Source organism: Actinoplanes sp. NPDC051470, from assembly GCF_040682035.1.
Taxonomy (GTDB): Bacteria; Actinomycetota; Actinomycetes; order Mycobacteriales; family Micromonosporaceae; genus Actinoplanes.
The window spans coordinates 348592-366687 of the sequence record NZ_JBFBAA010000001.1 but is presented as its reverse complement, the minus strand read 5'-3'; the positions used below and the strand labels follow the sequence as shown (position 1 = coordinate 366687).

The 18096-nt window shown below is 69.6% G+C and carries 15 protein-coding genes and 2 tRNA genes; 14 read left to right on the top strand and 3 right to left on the bottom strand.

Annotation, left to right across the window (positions count from 1 at the left end):
* Position 1: 1 nt before the first annotated feature.
* Entirely contained in the window at positions 2 to 1195 is a 1194-nt protein-coding gene (locus AB0M54_RS01755) for an ROK family transcriptional regulator (RefSeq protein ID WP_364314429.1), read from the top strand.
* Here the strand turns inward: AB0M54_RS01755 and AB0M54_RS01750 are convergent.
* Both AB0M54_RS01750 and AB0M54_RS01745 read right to left on the bottom strand, forming a co-directional pair.
* Positions 1110 to 2105: a hypothetical protein gene (locus AB0M54_RS01750; RefSeq protein ID WP_364314431.1), complete on the bottom strand. Its 996-nt coding sequence runs from the start codon at positions 2103 to 2105 to the stop codon at positions 1110 to 1112. The two genes, AB0M54_RS01755 and AB0M54_RS01750, sit on opposite strands and share 86 nt — an antisense overlap.
* Before the next feature lie 202 nt (positions 2106 to 2307).
* Positions 2308 to 2469 carry a DUF5679 domain-containing protein gene (locus tag AB0M54_RS01745; RefSeq protein WP_015625326.1) on the bottom strand — a complete coding sequence of 54 codons (162 nt, stop codon included), beginning with the start codon at positions 2467 to 2469 and terminating at the stop codon, positions 2308 to 2310.
* Positions 2470 to 2931: 462 nt separating this feature from the next.
* On the opposite strand from AB0M54_RS01745, the gene AB0M54_RS01740 reads away from it, so the two are divergent.
* Together AB0M54_RS01740 and AB0M54_RS01735 are read left to right on the top strand one after the other, a co-directional pair.
* Entirely contained in the window at positions 2932 to 3465 is a 534-nt protein-coding gene (locus AB0M54_RS01740; protein ID WP_364468588.1) for a M48 family metallopeptidase, read from the top strand.
* 438 nt (positions 3466 to 3903) lie between these two features.
* Entirely contained in the window at positions 3904 to 4482 is a 579-nt protein-coding gene (locus AB0M54_RS01735) for a hypothetical protein (protein ID WP_364468586.1), read from the top strand.
* A gap of 302 nt (positions 4483 to 4784) precedes the next feature.
* Here AB0M54_RS01735 and AB0M54_RS01730 read toward each other — a convergent pair whose 3' ends face one another.
* Entirely contained in the window at positions 4785 to 6035 is a 1251-nt protein-coding gene (locus tag AB0M54_RS01730) for a zinc-dependent metalloprotease (protein ID WP_364314439.1), read from the bottom strand.
* A 90-nt stretch (positions 6036 to 6125) separates the two neighbouring features.
* Here AB0M54_RS01730 and AB0M54_RS01725 point away from each other — a divergent pair, with 90 nt between their 5' ends.
* The 11 genes from AB0M54_RS01725 (at position 6126) to AB0M54_RS01675 (ending at position 18082) form a co-directional block, all read left to right on the top strand.
* The gene (locus AB0M54_RS01725) at positions 6126 to 7148 is read left to right on the top strand and encodes a PDZ domain-containing protein (RefSeq protein WP_364314442.1); all 1023 of its coding nucleotides are present in this window, start codon (positions 6126 to 6128) and stop codon (positions 7146 to 7148) included.
* A 63-nt stretch (positions 7149 to 7211) separates the two neighbouring features.
* Positions 7212 to 10172 (top strand): UPF0182 family protein, encoded by a 2961-nt coding sequence (locus AB0M54_RS01720; RefSeq protein WP_364468584.1) that lies wholly within the window; start codon positions 7212 to 7214, stop codon positions 10170 to 10172.
* Positions 10173 to 10260: 88 nt separating this feature from the next.
* Positions 10261 to 10334 (top strand) — tRNA-Met (locus tag AB0M54_RS01715).
* Positions 10335 to 10650: 316 nt separating this feature from the next.
* Positions 10651 to 10724: transfer RNA gene (locus AB0M54_RS01710), tRNA-Met, on the top strand.
* A gap of 702 nt (positions 10725 to 11426) precedes the next feature.
* A complete protein-coding gene (locus AB0M54_RS01705; RefSeq protein ID WP_364468582.1) occupies positions 11427 to 11720 on the top strand; it encodes a hypothetical protein in 294 nt (97 codons plus the stop codon).
* A gap of 313 nt (positions 11721 to 12033) precedes the next feature.
* Positions 12034 to 12714: an SGNH/GDSL hydrolase family protein gene (locus tag AB0M54_RS01700; protein WP_364468580.1), complete on the top strand. Its 681-nt coding sequence runs from the start codon at positions 12034 to 12036 to the stop codon at positions 12712 to 12714.
* A 312-nt stretch (positions 12715 to 13026) separates the two neighbouring features.
* A complete protein-coding gene (locus tag AB0M54_RS01695) occupies positions 13027 to 14046 on the top strand; it encodes a LacI family DNA-binding transcriptional regulator (protein ID WP_364314453.1) in 1020 nt (339 codons plus the stop codon).
* Positions 14031 to 15173, top strand: a complete 1143-nt coding sequence (locus AB0M54_RS01690) for a class I mannose-6-phosphate isomerase (RefSeq protein ID WP_364468578.1) — start codon at positions 14031 to 14033, stop codon at positions 15171 to 15173. Before AB0M54_RS01695 ends, AB0M54_RS01690 begins: the two co-directional genes overlap by 16 nt.
* A 34-nt stretch (positions 15174 to 15207) precedes the next feature.
* Positions 15208 to 15972 (top strand): ATP-binding cassette domain-containing protein, encoded by a 765-nt coding sequence (locus AB0M54_RS01685; RefSeq protein WP_364468576.1) that lies wholly within the window; start codon positions 15208 to 15210, stop codon positions 15970 to 15972.
* The gene (locus AB0M54_RS01680; protein ID WP_364468574.1) at positions 15969 to 17036 is read left to right on the top strand and encodes an ABC transporter permease; all 1068 of its coding nucleotides are present in this window, start codon (positions 15969 to 15971) and stop codon (positions 17034 to 17036) included. The genes AB0M54_RS01685 and AB0M54_RS01680 overlap by 4 nt, the downstream gene beginning before the upstream one ends.
* A complete protein-coding gene (locus tag AB0M54_RS01675) occupies positions 17033 to 18082 on the top strand; it encodes an ABC transporter substrate-binding protein (protein WP_364468572.1) in 1050 nt (349 codons plus the stop codon). Before AB0M54_RS01680 ends, AB0M54_RS01675 begins: the two co-directional genes overlap by 4 nt.
* Positions 18083 to 18096 lie beyond the last annotated feature (14 nt).

The following is an 18096-nucleotide window of genomic DNA, read 5'->3' as shown; positions in this document are numbered from 1 at the left end:
CATGGATCCGGTGCGGGCTCAGACCGACGAGAGCGTCCTGCGGGCCCTCACCCAGACCCGCCGGGTGACCAGGGCCGAGCTGGCCACCTCGATCGGCATCTCCAAGCCGACGGCGGGCGAGAGCGTGCGCCGGCTGACCGAGCGTGGCCTGGTGATCGACACCGGCGAGCGCACCGCGGGCGGCCGCGGCAAAGGTCGCGTCGGCTCCTACTACGCCCTGTCCCCGTCCGCCGGAACGGCCCTGGCCATCAGCATCGCGTCGGCCGGCGTGACGGCCGAGTGCCTTGATCCGTACGGCGACACGATCGCCCGCGCCGTCCGCGAGATCCCCCACCCGTCCCAGGTGTCGTCGACGCTCCAGGCCGCGGTGACCGAGGTGGTCACGGCTTCGGGCGTGATCTCGGTCGCCGGGGCAACCCCGGTGCCGCTGCCGGCCCCTCGGCGCCCCCGGCTGGCCGTGGTCAGCGCCGCCGACCCGGTCGACCGGGCGACCGGGCGGCTGGTCGAGCTGCCGGATTCGCCGTTCCTGGTCGGCGCGCTCGACCCGGTCGCGGTGCTGGCACCCTTCGTCGACGGTCCGGTGATCGTCGACAACGACGTCAACTGGGCCGCCCGGGCCGAGCGTGGCCGGGCCGGCGCCGACTTCGCCTACCTCTTCCTGGGCGAGGGCCTGGGCTGCGCGATCGTCAACGACGGCGAGATCAGACGGGGTCGCGGCGGTCTGGCCGGCGAGATCGCCCATGTGATCACGACCGGGCCCGGCGGCCGGGCGGTGTGCTTCACCGAGGTCTTCGCCGACCTGGGCCTCCGCCGGCCGGGAACCGCCGCGATCGACGTGCCCCGGCTCCTGGCCGCCTGCGCCGGCCCGACGCCGGCCCGAGCCGCCCTGGCCGAGGCCGTCACCGGCGTCGTCGCCGCGGTGGTGGCGTTGACCGACCCGGCCCAGATCCTGATCGGCGGCGCCTGGGGCCCGGCCCTGATCGACCCGCTCCGCGCGGCGGTCGCCCAGACCCCGCGCCCGGTCCCGCTGACCCCGGCGACGGCCACCCCCGACCCACCCTTCGCAGGCGCCCGCGGCGAAGCCCTCACCCTCTTGCACGCGGCGATGGTCATCGCAGGAGTTGCCTCTCCTGAGAACACTGGCACGCCGGATGGGGCGACCAGGAGCGCCGGCGGTGGTGGCCCGGCCGGCTGATCTCGACCGCCGCGCCCAGGGATTCCGGCGTGCCGCCGTCCAGGAAGGTCAGGGCCTCGGCCGCCGCGTAGGCCGTCGCGGCCAGGATCACGGCCACCGTGGCCGGCTCGGAGGTCACCGTGGGGTCGGCCCACTCGGGGTCGCGGTCGTGGCGGTGCAGGTCGACGCAGCGCAGGCACGGGCCGCCCTGCGCGGGGACGAAGGGCCCGATCACCGCCACCCCCTCGCGGAGCCCCAGCTGCAGGTGGGGGCGCCGGCGCCGGGACAGCGACGCCGCGAGCAGGCCCACCGGCTCGCGGTAGCGGAGCTGGAGCTGGAGATCGATCGCTCTGTTGCGTACCCGCGTGGTGTTGATCTCTGGGGACGCACGAAGCAGGGCCGAAGCGACCGCCTCATCCCGCGACCGGCCGAGATCGGCCGCGCTCAGCGGGCCGCCGGGCAGCTCCGCGGCCGTCACCTCGCCGGGCAGGTCGGTCTCCACGTGGCCGATCCCGGCCGAGGCCAGCGCCACCGCCACCCCGGCGCCGAGGCGGCCCTCGCCGGTGACCCGCACCACGGCTCGCGCCCGCCGCCGCAGCACCGACGCGGGAGCGGGAACGCCGTGATGGGCCAGCGCCGCCGCCTCACCCGCGAAGCTCACGACGTCTCGTGGCAGCACCGGGACCAGCAGCCCGTTGTCGGCCAGCGTCTGCAGCAGCGCTCGCGTGGTGGCCGGCGCGAGCCCGAGGCGGCACGCGTGGTGGACGACGAGGCGATCGGTGCGGGTGCCGTCGACGAGGTCGAGCACGGCCGCCGGATCGACGCCGGGTAGCTCGATCACCACCGGCCGGGACGTGCCGAGCTGCAGGCCGTGGGGGCCGCGGCGGAGGCGAGGGACACCGGGGATCAGAACCGGACGCTGCGGGGGCATGAGTGACAGGGTGTCACTGAGCCGTTGCGGTCAGAGGAGTTATCCACAGGGCGATGGCCACCCTACGCACGGTTGTCCACAGCTGTGAGCAAGTTATCCACAGGGCTGTGGCTACTTACTCAACGTGTGCGCGTGACCACAAGTTACGCCTCCAACGAGTGAGGGGCGGCCGAAGCCGCCCCTCGCCAGTCGGTTACCTGGATCAGGCCTTGGCCTTGCCCAGGATGCGGTTGACGGTCGTGCCGCAGACCGGGCACTTGCCCTTGGCCATGTTCATGCCCGTCTTCGAGACCTCCACGGTGCCCTGGAAGTCGCGCTTCTCCTTGCACTTCACGCAGTAGCCGTTGTACGTGTTGTCGGCCACGGTTCCTCCTCGTCATGTATGCCGGCCCGGCCGGCCCGGTGCCCGGCTCGCGGCGTGTCGCCGCGACCTGTGTTCGGCGCTGGACCGCTCCGCGACCACGGGATGCGGCCGCCTTTCCGCGGCGGACGATACCCAGGTCAGGCCGTTTCCATGTCAGCGCAACGTCGGCTGAGTTGCCGACAGCGAGAGTGTGCGTCGCGATCACGCCCTTTTTAGGCAGATATGCCGGGACACGCCGGGGAATACGCTCAGAAGCTCCCAAACGGGACGATGACCATGTCCGGTGATCCGATTTGTGGTGGGGTACGGCCTACCCTGTTGCGTTCTGGAAAAATCTTTTCGGTCACTCGGGTACGAAGCTCGTTTTTCCGGCGCGTGTCGTTCGCCGTACCCTTGCGGTGACATGGGTCTCACGGATTAGCGTCTTTACGTGAACCCGAATCTGGGCCCCGCGAGCCGGTGATGGCCCGGACACGCAAGCCTGTCGTCGAGGTGCGCCGAAGTCAGCGCAGGCGCCGGACCGTGTCCGCCTACCGCGACGGCGAGCGCGTCGTGGTGCTCATCCCCGACCGCTTCTCCCGCGCCGAGGAGACGGAGTGGGTCGAGCGGATGCTCGCCCGGCTGGCCGCCCGCGAGGAGCGCGTACAGCGTAGCGACGACGAGCTGGCCGCCCGCGCCCGGCGTCTGACCGTCCGCTACCTGCCCGACCACGCCCGTCGCGTCGACCCGGCCAGCGTCCGCTGGGTCACCAACCAGAACGGCCGCTGGGGCAGCTGCACCCCCGACGACGGCACCATCCGCATCTCCCACCGCATCCAGGAGATGCCCGACTGGGTGCTCGACTACGTGCTCCTGCACGAGCTGTCCCACCTGGTCGTCCCCAGCCACTCGGCCCGCTTCTGGGACCTGGTCAACCGCTACCCGAAGGCCGAGCGCGCCCGCGGCTACCTCGAAGGCATCAGCGCCGCCACCGGTCTCGTCCTCGGCGACGAGTAGATCAAGATCCAGATCAAGGGCCAGATCCAGATCAAGGGCCGGTCGTAGCGGGGTGGGTGGTGCAGACCGCTGCTCCCGCCGAGGGTCGCTCCGCTCCACCTGCGTAAGTGGTCACCCTCGGGCCGCTGACGCGGTCACCCTCGGGCCGCTGACGCGGTCACCCTCGGGCCGCTGACGCGGTCACCCTCGGGCCGCTGACGCGGTCACCCTCCGGCCCGCAGATGCGGTCACCCTCGGGCCGCAGATGCGGTCACCCTCCGGCCCGCAGACGCGGTCACCCTCGGGCCCGCAGACGCGGCCCACCTCGCTGGAGGGTGGGTTGCGCTGCGCGACGAGCCGCCGCCTCCCCCACCCCGGCACTGGGTGGGTCGGAATGTAGCGCGCCGGTGTGACGAGACCGGGAAGTTATCCACAGGCGGGCGGAGGTAGCCTCGCCGCGTGGTGCGTCGTGTGGTGGTGGCTCTGCTGGTGCCGGTGACCTGGTCGCCGCCTGGTGTTGATCCGGGTGCGTGGCGGGCGGCGCTGGCCGAGGATGTGGTCGATCTGCTGGCCCGGCTGGCCGAGGCCACGCCCGCGATCGCGGCCACGCCGGCCGACAAGGCGCTGGCCGAGGAGATCGCCTGGCCGGGGACGGTTGTCTACGAGGTGGCGACGGCCACGATCAGGCCGGTGTTGGAGGCCGCCGCCCGGGACGGCTTCGATCAGGCCGCGGTGATCGCCGCCGACGCCCCGGACGTGCCGGGGATGCTCCTGGGCAAGCTTCTGCGCCCGCTGGAGCGCAAGGCGGTGGCGGTCGCGCCGGGGCTGGGGGTGGCCGCCCAACTGCCGCCGCCGGAGTGGCTGACCGATCACGACATGGACGGCGCCACGCCGATGGCTCTGCGCCGGACCGCGCCGCAGCCCAGCGACGTCGAGTCGACTCCGGAGTGGCGCCGGCTGCGCGGCCCGGCCGACCTGGCCACCCTCGACCCGGCCCTGGAGGGCTGGGAGAACACCCGAGCCCTCCTGGGCGGCTGACCTAAGCCACGACATGCGCGGCTGTCCGAAGCCCACGACATGCGCGGCTGACCTAAGCCCACGACACGCGCGGGCGACCTGTAGCCACGATGCGGCGGGTTGACGGGACGCCACGATGTGGTGGCGGACCTGCGCCTGCGACGCGGCCGGTCGACCTGTGGAGAGGGGGCGGTTGAGCTCGGCGGGACCTCGCCGAGACTGTGGAGAAGCCCAGCCCTCACGCACGCCGAGCCGTCGCCGGAGGCGAGGCGACCTCGGCGGGAGCTGCGGTCCGCACCACCCGCCGAGCTACGACCTCGATCTTAGGCTTTGGGTTCTTCGTCCGGTTCGTCAGAGGAAGACGGGCCATCCAGCTCGGAGATGTCCCAGTCGAGCTTGGCCTCGGCGAACGCCGCCGGGTTGGCGAAGTCTTCGTCGGTCGGCAGCAGGTCGGGGTGGTCCCAGAGCGCGTCACGGCCCGCGATGCCGCGGTGTTCGGCGACCGCCGCCCACAGCGCGCCCGCCTCACGCAGCCGCCGCGGCCGCAGCTCGAGGCCGACCAGCGCCGCGAACGTCTGCTCGGCCGGGCCACCCGCCGCGCGCCGGCGCCGGAACGCCTCGCCCAGCGCGATCACCGACGGCAGCCGGTCACCCGCGGCCGTGTCGACGACGTGGCCGACCCAGCCCTCGACCAGCGCCAACGCCGTCTCGAGGCGGGCCAGGCTGGCCTTCTGCTGTGGTGTGTCCTCGGGCGTGAAGATGCCCTCGAGGGCCATCGCCTGCATCGACTCGGGGTCGGACGGGTCGACGCGGCTCATCGCCTCTTCGATCGCCTCGCGGTTGACCGTGATGCCCGCCGCGTACGTCTCGACCGCGTTGAGCACGTGGGCCCGCAGCCACGGGACGTGCTGGAAGAGCCGCTGGTGGGCCGCCTCGCGCAGCGCGACATAGAGCCTGACCTGGTCTTCCGGGATCTCCAGGCCCTCGCCGTAGGCCTTGATGTTGGCCGGGACGAGCGCCGCCGTGCCGGCCGGGCCGAGCGGCAGGCCGATGTCACCGGCCGACAGCACCTCGGCGGCGAGCTGGCCGAGCGCCTGCCCGAGCTGGCCGCCGAACAGGGCGCCGCCCAGCGTGGCGACCATCGACTGCATCGGGCCGAGCTGGGACTTCGCCTCTTCAGGGACGAGGTCGCTCATCGCGCCCACCATGCGGCCGGCGATCGGGTCGCACAGCTTCTTCCACACCTCGAGCGTGTTGTAGATCCACTCGTTGCGGTTCCAGCCGGCCATCGCGCGGACGCCGCTGGGCATCGCGGACACCGGGTCGAGCCAGAGGTCGGCGAGCCGTAGGCTCTCTTCGACCTGGTTGCGCTCGACGATGGTCACGGCGGGGTCGCCGGAGCCCTGGAGCTGGCTCGCCGCCACCTGGCGGGCGAGGTCCCAGTTCACCGGGCCGCTTCCGCCACCGGCGAACATCTGCTGCAGCTGATTCATGAACTGCTGCATCTGCTGCGGATCGGAGGGATCGGGCGGCTGGGCCCCCGGCAGGGAGAAGCCGAACGGGATATCAGGCACGTGGTCAACGGTACGCGCGAATTGGGTTCCCGGTACCTATGCAGGTGTCAGCTCAGAGAGAACTCAGGGTGGGTGGGTACGCTCACGCGCATGAGACGTCGCGGTGTCACGGTAATCCTCGGCGCCCTGATCACCGCGCTGCTTGCCATCGGGGTCATGGCCGTCCCGATGCCGTATGTCGTGTTGAAGCCCGGTCCGACGGTGAACACGCTCGGTTCGGACAACGGCAAAGAAGTGATCCAGGTGACGAAGGCGACCACGTCGACGTCCAAGGGGCAGCTCCGGCTGACCACCGTCGGGGTGCAGAACGACGTCGAACTGGTCTGGGCGATCCGCGGCTGGTTCAGCAACGACCAGGCGGTCGTGCCGCGCGACGTCATCTACCCGCCGGACCAGACCGAGGAACAGGTCGAGGAGACCAACAAGCAGGAGTTCCAGGGCTCGCAGTCCAGCGCCGAGACGGTCGCGCTGCGCAAGCTCGGTTACCCCATCCAGACGTACGTCGCCGACGTCACCGCGAACGGCCCGTCGGCCGGCAAGCTGGTCAAGGACGACATCCTGACCTCGGTGGACGGCACCACGGTGACCAGCCCCGCGAAGCTGACCGAGCTGATCCAGGCCAAGCCCGCCGGCACCGAGCTGACGCTGGGCTACACCCGCGCGGGCAAGCCGGCCACCGTCAAGATCAAGACCGCGGACGACAAGGGCACGCCGCGCGTCGGCGTGCAGATCGACAAGAAGCAGCCGCACCCCTTCGACGTCACGATCGACCTGACCGAGATCGGCGGCCCCAGCGCCGGCCTGATGTTCACGCTCGGCATCATCGACAAGCTCGAGCCGGAAGACCTGACCGGCGGCAAGATCATCGCCGGCACCGGGACCATCGACGACGAGGGCAACGTCGGCCCGATCGGCGGCATCCCGCAGAAGCTGGTCGGCGCGAAGGCGGCCGGCGCTCAGATCTTCCTGGTCCCCAAGGACAACTGCGCCGAGGCGCTCCGCAACGCGGTGACCGGGCTGCCGATGGCCGAGGTGGCCACCGTGGACGACGCGCTCACCGCGCTCAAGACCTTCAATACCGGTGGCACACCCAAACCGTGTACCGCTGGCTGACAATGCGTTGCAAACGAGTGGGTGGAGTTTACGTTGGTAATGCGTAACAGTCCCCTGCCGAGGATGAGCCGGCGCGGTCGCGTCACGGTCGGCGTCCTGGTCGGGGTCTTTCTTCTTTTCACATTGCTGGGCTGGGGCATCGACCAGTACACCGATCTCCTCTGGTTCCGCGAGGTCGAGTTCGCCAACGTCTACACCGGCGTGCTGTTCACGAAGGTGTTGCTGTTCCTGGCGGTGGGCGCGGCGATGGCGCTTCTGGTGGCGGGCAACCTCTACCTCGCGTACCGGCTCCGGCCACTGCTCCGCCCGCATTCGGCGGAACAGGCCACGCTGGAGCGCTATCGAATGGTGCTGGCCCCGCGGCTGGGCACCTGGATCGCCGTCCTCTCGATCATCGTCGGCTTCTTCGCCGGCGTGAGCGCACAGAACCGCTGGAAGGAGTGGATGCTCTTCCAGAACGCGCAGCCGTTCGGCGTCCGCGACCCCCAGTTCAACGTGGACATCGGCTTCTACGTCTTCGACTACCCGCTGTGGCGCTACCTCCTCGGGGTCGGCTTCACCGCGATCGTGCTGGCGGTGATCGGCGCGCTCGCCGTCCACTACATCTTCGGTGGGGTACGCCTGCAGGGCGTCGGCGACCGCATGACACCCGCCGCCCGGGCCCACCTGACCTCGCTGGTCGCGGTGTTCGTGCTGCTCAAGGCGGTCGCGTACATTCTCGACCGGCGCGCGCTGCTGCTCGAGCAGCATGTGTCACCCGGTCTGTACGGCGCCGGGTACACCGACGTGAACGCGTTGTTACCGGCCAAGGAGATCCTCGCGTACATCTCCATCGTGGTCGCGGTGGCGATCGTCGTGTTCTCCAACGCGGTCATGCGCAACCTGGTCTGGCCGGGCGTCTCGCTGGCCCTGCTGGCCATCTCGGCGGTCGCGATCGGCGGCATCTACCCGCTGGCCGTGCAGAACTTCACCGTCCAGCCGAGCCTGCAGGACAAGGAAGCGCCCTACATCCAGCGGTCGATCGACGCGACCAGAGCGGCCTTCGGCATCGCACAGACCGATATACGCCCGTACGCCTCCGGCAACACCAGGGCGCCGGCGAACCTGTCGTCGAACACCAGCGCCCAGAACGTGCGGCTGATCGATCCACAGCTGGTGTCCGAGGCGTTCACCCAGTCCCAGCAGGTGCGCGGTTTCTACGACTTCGGCGCCAAGCTGGACGTGGACCGCTACACCGTCGAGGGCAACACCCGGGACTACGTGGTCGGTGTCCGCGAGATCAACGACCAGCAGCTGACCGCGCAGCAGCGCAACTGGCTCAACCGGCACACCGTCTTCACCCACGGGTACGGCCTGGTCGCCGCGCCCGCCAACCAGGTGTGCAGCGGCCTGCCGCACTTCGTCTCCGGCTTCCTCGGCGAGCAGAAGGCCGACCCCAGCCAGGACGCCGCCTGCGCGCCGTCCGAGCAGATCAAGGTCGAGCAGCCGCGCGTCTACTACGGCGAGCAGGCCACCGAGTACGCGATCGTCGGCCAGGCCGACAAGGACCGCAACGTCGAGTTCGACCGCCCGCAGCCGGGCGACAGCAACGCCGAGGAGCGCTACACCTACGAGGGCAAGGGCGGCGTCCCGATCGGGTCGTTCGGCCGCCGGCTGGTGTTCGCCATCAAGAACACCGAGAGCAACTTCGTCCTGTCCGACGCGGTCAACAACAGCAGCAGGCTGATGTACGTACGGAATCCGCGCGACCGGGTCGAGAAGGTCGCCCCGTTCCTCACCATCGACGGTGACCCGTACCCCGCCGTCGTCGACGGCCGCATCCAGTGGATCCTCGACGGCTACACGACCAGCAACAGCTACCCGTACTCGCAGCAGGTCAACCTGCAGACCGAGACCCGCGACGAGACCACCAACCAGGGCACCTTCGCCCTGGAGCGGGACAACGTCAACTACATGCGCAACTCGGTCAAGGCCACCGTCGACGCGTACGACGGCACGGTGAAGCTGTACGAGTTCGACGGCCAGGACCCGGTCCTGAAGGCCTGGAACAAGGCCTTCGGCGGCAACCTGATCGTCCCCAAGAGCCAGATCCCCGAGTCCCTGGAAGCGCACTTCCGGTACCCCGCGGACCTGTTCAAGGTGCAGCGCAACCTGCTGGCCAGCTTCCACGTCACCAACGCCGGCGAATACTTCTCCGGCCAGGACTTCTGGCAGGTCCCCAACACGCCGGACGCGCCCCAGGAGGGCGTCAAACAGCCGCCGTTCTACCTGAACGTGCAGCTCCCCGGCCAGGACAGCACCAGATTCCAGCTCACCTCGGCCGTCACCCCACGCAACCGCGACAACCTGGCGGCCTTGATCTCCGGCAGCTATGTCGACGGCCAGCCCAAACTGGAAGTCCTCGAACTACCCGACCAGACCGCCATCCCCGGCCCCGTCCAGGTGCATCAGCGGATGGCCAACAACGCCGAGGTCAGATCCCAACTGACCCTTCTGTCCACCAGCACCCAATCCACGGTGCTGTACGGAAACCTGATTTCCTTGCCGGTGGGCGACGGCATGCTCTACGTAGAACCCATCTACGTCAAAGGCACTCAGGCCAACGCCACCCCGCTGCTCCAGAAGGTCCTGATGTCCTTCGGCGACGGCAGCCAGTACGTAACCCTGGCCAACAACCTGGAAGAGGGTCTGGCCGACCTGATCAAAAAGGGCCAGGCCGCCGGCACCGGCAACAACCCGCCGGCCAACACCGAGAAGCCGCCGACCACCGGCACCAACCCGCCGGCGACGGGCCCCGTGGCCCAGGCCGCAGCCGAACTCGACACGGCCATCAACAACGCCCGGGACGCCCAGAAGAGCGGCGACTTCGCCCGCTACGGCCAGGCCCTGCAAAACCTCGACAGCGCCATGACCAAGTACCAGGACGCCGTCCGAGCGGCCGGAGGCACCGTCACACCCAACGCCTCCACGCCACCCAGCCCATCAGCAAGCGCCCCCGCGCCCAACCCAAGCCCCAGCGGCTGACGGATTTCGTGGCCCGCCCCCTGTGGGGCGGGCCACGCCCACCCGTTTTGCAGGTAACTGAGCCCCTGCGCTACTGTTAACGAGCCGACGCGGGGTGGAGCAGCTCGGTAGCTCGCTGGGCTCATAACCCAGAGGTCGCAGGTTCAAATCCTGTCCCCGCTACAGAGATGGGAGACCCCTGTCCAGCCCTTCGGGCTTGGACCGGGGTCTCTTTCGCTATTCCGCGATGGGGGCCGAGCCCCCAAACCCCCACGGTGCGGTGGTTGCGGTTTTCGGGGTTGGTTTCTGGTGGGTGGGCTTGTTGACCTTCGGCCTCACCTCTTCGCTTGGCCTTCGGCCTTTGCTTGAGTTTGGGTGCGGTGGGGCTTTGGGCGCGCTTCCTGAAGCGTTGTTTGGGCTGGTCGGGGGTGTGGTGGCGGGGGAATGGGTGTGCCGGGTGCTGGGGGGCGGGCGGGCTGCGGTAGGCTTTGTGAGGCGACGCGGGGTGGAGCAGCTCGGTAGCTCGCTGGGCTCATAACCCAGAGGTCGCAGGTTCAAATCCTGTCCCCGCTACGACATGAAGAGGCCCGGTCCAGCACTGCTGGATCGGGCCGCTTTGTGTTTGCGGTGGGCGGGCAGGCCTGGGCCAAGCGTGAGGTGATCTCACGCCTCGAGCGCGAGGGCCGTGACTGACAACGGCAAGGCCTCGGGGCAGTGAGGGTGATTGGCTGGCCCCCGAGCCCCACCACGAAGCCGCACTGCGAGTGCCGGCGCGCCCCACCATTGGAAGCCTTCGCAGTGCCCCGGGTTTGACCGAAACCGCACCCCAAACGGCAGCCCGCCGCTGGGAGTCCAAGCCGGGCCCCGCGCCTGCACCCTCCCCTCCCGCCGGTGAAGGGTTTGACCTCGCCGGAACATCCAACGGGGGCGTGGGCGGCCTGACGGCTCGGACGGCAGCACCAACCGACGGCCCGGTGTCCTATGTTTTGACCTTCTGGAACGAGACGACGGCGGCCTGATTCGCGGTGTGTCAACCTTCCGCTCCGACCTGGTAGCGGTGCTGCATGACGTTGTCGCCGATCAGCATGTACGGGCGGCCGCTGTTTCCCCATGTTCCGATCTGCGGCAGCTGTCGATGGCCCGGTGTCCTCGTGACCTCGGCCTCGGCACGCAGTGCCGCCGATGGCCGGCCGTTGAGCTTGAGCTCGAAATTCCGTTGCGCCTTCCTGGGACCCCGTTACCTTGGTCCCTAGGGACCACGACGGGGGGAGTGCTATGACTGAGGCGGCGAACAAGATCGAGCGGGTTCAGCTCGGTGTGCGGCTGGAGGCGCGGCTGGTGAAGGTGCTTAAGGGCCTGGCCGAGTTCAACGATGAGACGCTCGGGGAGCTGCTCGAGAAGATCATCCTGCATTCCTTCGAGCCGGTGCCGGGAGACGAAGGGGAGTCCAGCGCGAGCCCCCACAGCAAGGCCCAGCTCAAGGCGATCGAGGACCTCAAGAAGGTCTACGGCCTCGACTACGAGACGCACGGCGCACGAGACTTCCCCAAGCAGTCCGTAGCCGGCTGACGCCTTCGACGTCAAGGCTCCGACCCGCGTTGACCAAGACGGCGCCGTTGGCGCTGATCAAGGACCCCTCCGGGCCCCAGCCGGCGGGCCGGCTGGAGGGTCGGCAGGCTTGCACTCGTCGGCGGGGACGTCACCGGCGGCTCGTGAGTTATGACCGCGTTCCCCACCGCGCCGGCCGGCGATGAATCAGCGGGTACTCCGGCCGGATCCAGCGAGCACACTGCACCGGCCTGGCAGCGCTCGGCGGGGAGTGTCAGGCCGGTACCAGCCCTGTGTGCGTTCCCTGCCAGCCGCGCCCACCAGGCTCGACGGCATGACGATCACCCTGCGGCCGGGCACCACCGTGATGTTCACCGGCGACTCGATCACCGACCTGTGGCGACCCGACGGCGAAGGCCGGTGCGGCTACCCGCTCCTGGTCGCCGGCGAATGGTGCTTCCGGCACCCGGACCGGCCCATCACCTGGCTGAACACCGGGAACGCCGGCGACAAGGTCAGCGACCTCGAAGCCCGCTGGCAAGCCGACGTGCTCGACGCACGCCCCGACCTGGTGTCGATCCTCGTCGGAGTCAACGACAACAGCTGGCACACCCTGGACCCGAGCGGCCACGAGATCTCGGCGGACGAGTTCGCGGCGGGGTACGGCCGCCTGCTCGCTTCCCTCGCCGGGACGGGCGCCGAAATCATCCTCATCGAGCCGTTCCTCCTGCCGATCCGAGGCGTCGTCGAAGCCGGGATCCACCGCGACGGCGAATCCGGCGCCGTGCTCATCGACGACGACGTCCGCCGCGCATGGCGCACCGGCCTGAACTCGAAGATCGCGGCCGTCCGGCAACTCGCCGTCGAGTACGGCGCGCACCTGCTCGCCGCCGACGGCATGTTCGCCGGCCTCGCCGCGAGGACCGGACCGGAACACTGGTCCGAAGACGGGGTGCACCCGACGCCGGCGGGCCACGCCGCACTCGCGGATTCCTGGCTACGCCTGGTGGCGTGACTCCGCCTGTCTTAGCGGGTGCCGGGGAGGATGGCGGCGCTCGCGTTCGCGGCGCGCGTGACTCGAAGGCGGGGTCAGGGGCGCCCGCCCCAACCGCAGGTCACGGCCAGGTAGAGGTTGGCAATGAGGTTCGATTGCAGACAGCGCTGTCAACGCTGTTTCGGCTGTTGGGCGCGCTCCCAGCCACCCCGAGACCAGGAAAGAACGACCTGCCCATTGACAGCGCTGTCTAACCCGGCGCAGGATCGGCCCAGGGCCGATGTTTCGGGCGTGTTAATGGGATGACGCCCCTGTCCAGGAGGTGGGTCGAGCATGACTGAGCTTCCTGCGGGTCGCCCCACCGTCTATGACGTGGCGCGGGTGGCCGGGGTCTCCATCAAGACTGTTTCGCGGGTGGTCAATCAGTCCGCGGGGGTCTCGGACAAGACGCGACAGCTGGTTCTCGGTGTGGTCGAAGAGCTGGGGTACGTCGTCAATCCGGCGGCGCGCAGCCTGGTCACCGGGAGCAGCAGCACGATCGGGGTGATTGTCGACTCGATCGCCGACCCGTTCTTCGCCTCGCTGGTCAGCGTGGTCGAGGTGCGGGCGCTGGCGGCCGGGTTCAGCACCCAGGTGGCGTCGACCTGGCGGGATCCGCAGCGGGAACGGGACCAGCTGCTGCGCATGACCCGGGAGAATGTCAGCGGGCTGATGCTCGCCCCGACCATGGGGGATCACAGCTGGTTCGCGGCCACGGTGGGGGATGTGCCGGCGGTGCTGGTCGACCGTGGGTGGCCCGGTTCGGGGCTGGACATGGTCGGGGTCAACGACCGGGCGGGCGCGAAGCACGCGGTCGAGCAACTGCTGAAGGCGGGGCATACGCGGATCGCGTTTCTCGGTGACGACACGGAGCTGACGACGACCGAGCACCGGCGGGAGGGATATCTGGCCGCGATGGATGCGGCCGGAGTGCCCGTCCCCGAGGAACTGGACCGGGGGTCGCTGGCCATGACCGATCCGGGCGTGGGGGCCGTGACCGAGTTGCTGGAGCTGCCCGATCCGCCGACGGCGTTGTTCTCGTCGAACGCACGGGCCAGCCTGGGCGCGGTGCGGGCGTTGCACATGACCGGGCGTACCGATGTGGCGCTGATCAGCTTCGGGGACTTCGAGCTGGCGGACGCGCTGCAGCCGGGAATCACCGTGGTGGATCACGATCCGGCGCTGATCGCCGCCACGGCGGTCGAGCGGCTGCTGGCCCGGATCGGCGGGGCCCAGCTGGTTCCGGCCGAGATTCTGTTGCCGACACCGCTGGTGAAGCGGGGATCCGGAGAGGTGCCATGCAACCGGTCTTGATGCCGCCGAACATCATCGATCACTTCTACCGGGGTGGCGACCGGCTGACCGCCTTCCGGGGCGTGCCGCAGCATTCGCCCAGGACGCCGGAGGAGTGGCTGGCGGCGACCGTGCACCGGGCCGGCGAGCCGGAGGTGGGACTGAGCCGGTTGGCCGACGGGTCGCTGTTCGCGAAGCTGGTCGAGGCGGATCCGGAAGGCTGGACGGGGTTCGAGCACGGCGGCCCGGGCGCGGGTCCGGCCGACACGGGCCTGCTCGTGAAGTTTCTGGACGCGGGGCAGCGGCTTCCGGTGCACGTACACCCGACACGATCTTTTGCTATAGCAAATTTGCACTCTTGCTATGGCAAAACCGAGGCGTGGCACATCCTCGACGTTCGCGGTGACGATCCGGCCGTGTGGGTCGGGTTCCGCGAGGACGTCGACGAACGCGAGCTGGCGGCGCGGGTGGACGCTCAGGACTCGGAGTGGCTGCTCGGGCACATGAACAAGATCTCCGTACGGCCGGGCGACGGGATTCTGGTGCCGGCGGGGCAGCCGCATGCGACCGGCGCGGGCATCTTCCTGGTCGAGGTGCAGGAGCCGACCGACTTCTCGATTCTGCTGGAGTGGTCGGTCACCACCGCCACGCGCGACGAGTCGCACCTCGACCTGGGGTTCGAGACGGCGTTGCGCGGGGTGAGCCATCGGGCGACAGGCGCCGACGAGCTGGCCTCGCTGCTGCACCACCTCGATCCCGGCACGCGCGACGGCGGTCTGCTCAGGGCGCTGCCGGCCGCGGCGGATCCGTTCTTCCGAGTCGATGTGGCCGCGCCGGGCGCCAGCGACGAGGCCGGCGGTGCGAAGGCCGAGAGCGAGGCGGCCGGCGGCGAGAAGGTCGGCGGCGAGAAGGTCGGCGGCGAGGTCGGCGGTGCGAAGGCCGGCTGCGAGGTGGTCAGCGTGCCGCGCGGCTTCGCCGTCGCGATCGTGCTGGCTGGTCAGGGTGAGCTGGGCTGGTCCGGGGGTGGCGTGGCGATCAAGAGCGGTGAGGTGTACGCGATCCCGGCCGGCCTCGGCGACTGGACCGTGACGGGCCCGGCCCGGGTGGCGATCTGCCGGCCCGGTGTGGGGTGGCCCGACCTGACGTGATGCGTGAGTTTTCCCCCCGACGGAGGTGCAACATATGACAACGGTTCTCAGAGCCGAGGGCCTGTCCCGGTCCTTCGGGCACGTGATGGCCCTCAACGCGGCCGATTTCGACATTGATCAGGGCGAGGTGGTGGCCCTCATCGGTGACAACGGCGCGGGCAAGTCGACCCTGGTCAAGGCGCTCACCGGCAACCTGCAGCTGGACTCCGGCCAGATCGAGTTCGAGGGCCGGCCGGTGACGCTGGAGTCGCCGACGGCGGCCACCCGGCTGGGCATCGAGGTGGTGCACCAGGACCTGGCCCTGGCGCCGCACCTGAGCCCGGCGCAGAACATGTTCCTCGGGCGGGAGATCTCGGCCAAAGGTGTGCTCGGCTGGCTGGGCTTCATGGACAACAAGGCGATGCGCGACCAGACGCGGCAGCGGCTGGCCGATCTCGGCGGCACCGTACGGGCGCTGAACTCGCCGGTCGGCTCGATGTCCGGCGGCCAGCGGCAGCAGATCGCCATCGCCCGGGCGATCGCGTGGGCCGACAAGGTCGTCTTCCTGGACGAGCCGACGGCCGCGCTGGGCGTGGTGCAGACCAAGAACGTCCTCGACTCGATCAAGCGGGTGCGTGACCGCGGCATCGCCGTGGTGCTGATCTCGCACTCGATGCCCGAGGTGCTCGAGATCGCCGACCGCGTCCAGGTGATGCGGCTCGGCCGGCGGGTCGCCACCTATCGGGGTGCGGACACCAACGTCGAGGAACTGGTCGGCGCGATGACCGGCGCCCTGGACTTCAAGGAGGCGGCGGCGTGACCACGGCGGCTACGACCAAGGTGGAGAACGCCCGGGACGAGGACGACGAGTCGGGCACCCTGCTCCAGCGGCTGGCCGGCACCCAGGCGGTGTGGATCCTCGGCGTGCTCGTGGTGATCATCGCCTTCTTCTCGATCGCCGGCGGCGACCGCTTCCTCTCCGCGGCCAACTTCTCGCTGATCAGCCAGAACCTGGCCGTGCTGGCGGTGCTCGGGGCCGGGATGACCTTCGTGATCATCACCTCCGGTATCGACCTGTCGATCGGATCGGTGCTGGTCTTCTCGTCGGTGATCTCGGCCAAGCTGATGGATTCGATGGGCGGCGACGGCGCCGGCGTGGTCCTCGTGGGCATCCTGGCCGCGGTGGTGGCCGGCGCCGCCTGGGGCTGGCTGAACGGCTTCCTCATCGCGTACGCCAAGATCCCGGCCTTGATCGTCACCCTCGGCACGTTGTCGGCGGCTCTCGGCCTCGCCTACGTGCTCAGCAAGGGCATCAACATCACGGTGAGCGCGGAATCGCTCACCGACTTCGGTATCTACACGCGGTTCGCCGGGCTGCCGGCGCTGCCGCTGGTGGCGCTGGTGATCGTGGTGATCTTCGGCATCGCGCTGCACCGAACCCGGTTCGGCCGGCACACCTACGCGATCGGCTCCAACCAGGAGGCCGCCCGCCGGGTGGGCATCCGGGTCGACCGGCACCTCATGCTGGTCTACCTGATCACCGGTGTGCTCGGTGGCATCGGTGCGGTGATGTACCTGGCCCAGTTCGGCACCACGACGATCGGCGGCCAGTCGCTCACCAACCTCAATGTGATCGCCGCCGTCGTGATCGGGGGAACCTCGATCTTCGGCGGCTACGGCTCGATGTTCGGCACGATCGTCGGGCTCTTCATCCCGGCCATCCTGCAGTCCGGCTTCGTGATCATCGGCGTCGACCCGTTCTGGCAGGGCGTCGCCGTGGGCGCCGTACTCATCGCCGCCGTCTATGTCGACCAGACCCGTCGCGCTGCCGCGCAGCGTGGCGCCCCCCGTGCAAAGCAAGCAAAGGAAGGTACCAAGGAATGAGAAGAGGGAATGTCCTCGGCGTCATCACTCTGAGCGCCGCGGTCGTGGTCTCCGCGTCGGCCTGCTCGTCCACCAAGGACGACTCGGCCGGAGGTGGCACCGGTGTCGTCACGCAGCCGTCCAGCTCCGCCTCGTCGGCCGCTCCGGAGATCCCGCTGCCGACCAAGGCCAGCAAGAACTACAACATCACGTTCATCCAGGGTGTCCAGGGTGACGCGTTCTACATCAGCATGCAGTGCGGCATCCAGGAGGAGGCGGCCAAGCTCGGCGTCACCGTCAACACCCAGGGCCCGCAGAAGTTCGACCCGACCCTGCAGAAGCCGATCTTCGACTCGGCCCTGAACGCCAAGCCGGACGCGATCCTGATCGCGCCGACCGACGTGAAGGCCATGCAGGCCCCGCTGCAGACGGCCGCGGCCTCCACCAAGATCGTGCTGGTGGACACCTCGACCGAGGACCCGTCGTACGCGGTGTCGCAGATCGCCTCGGACAACGAGGGCGGCGGCAAGGCGGCCTTCGACGCGATCAAGCAGCTCGCCCCGCAGGGCGGCAAGGTGCTGGCGATCTCGGTCGACCCCGGTATCTCCACCACCGACGCCCGGGTGAAGGGCTTCTCCGAGGCGGCGGCCGCGGACGGCAAGTACCCGTACGTCGGCGTGCAGTACTCGCACAACGACCCGGCCACCGCCGCCCAGCTGGTCACCGCGGCCCTGCAGAAGGACCCCGACATCGTCGGCGTCTTCGCGGCGAACCTGTTCGCGGCCCAGGGCTCGGCCACCGGCATCCAGCAGGCCGGCAAGAAGGGCAAGGTCAACGTGATCGGCTTCGACGCCGGCCCGGACCAGGTCAAGGCCCTGAAGGACGGCACGGTGCAGGCGCTGATCGCGCAGCAGCCGGGCTACATCGGCAAGGTCGGCCTCGGTGAGGCCGTGGCCGCGCTGGACGGTGGCCAGGTGACCAAGGAGGTCCAGACCGGATTCTCGATCATCACCCAGCAGAACGTCGACGGCGACCAGAAGGACGCGGCCTACAAGGCCAGCTGCTGACGATGGCGCCCGGG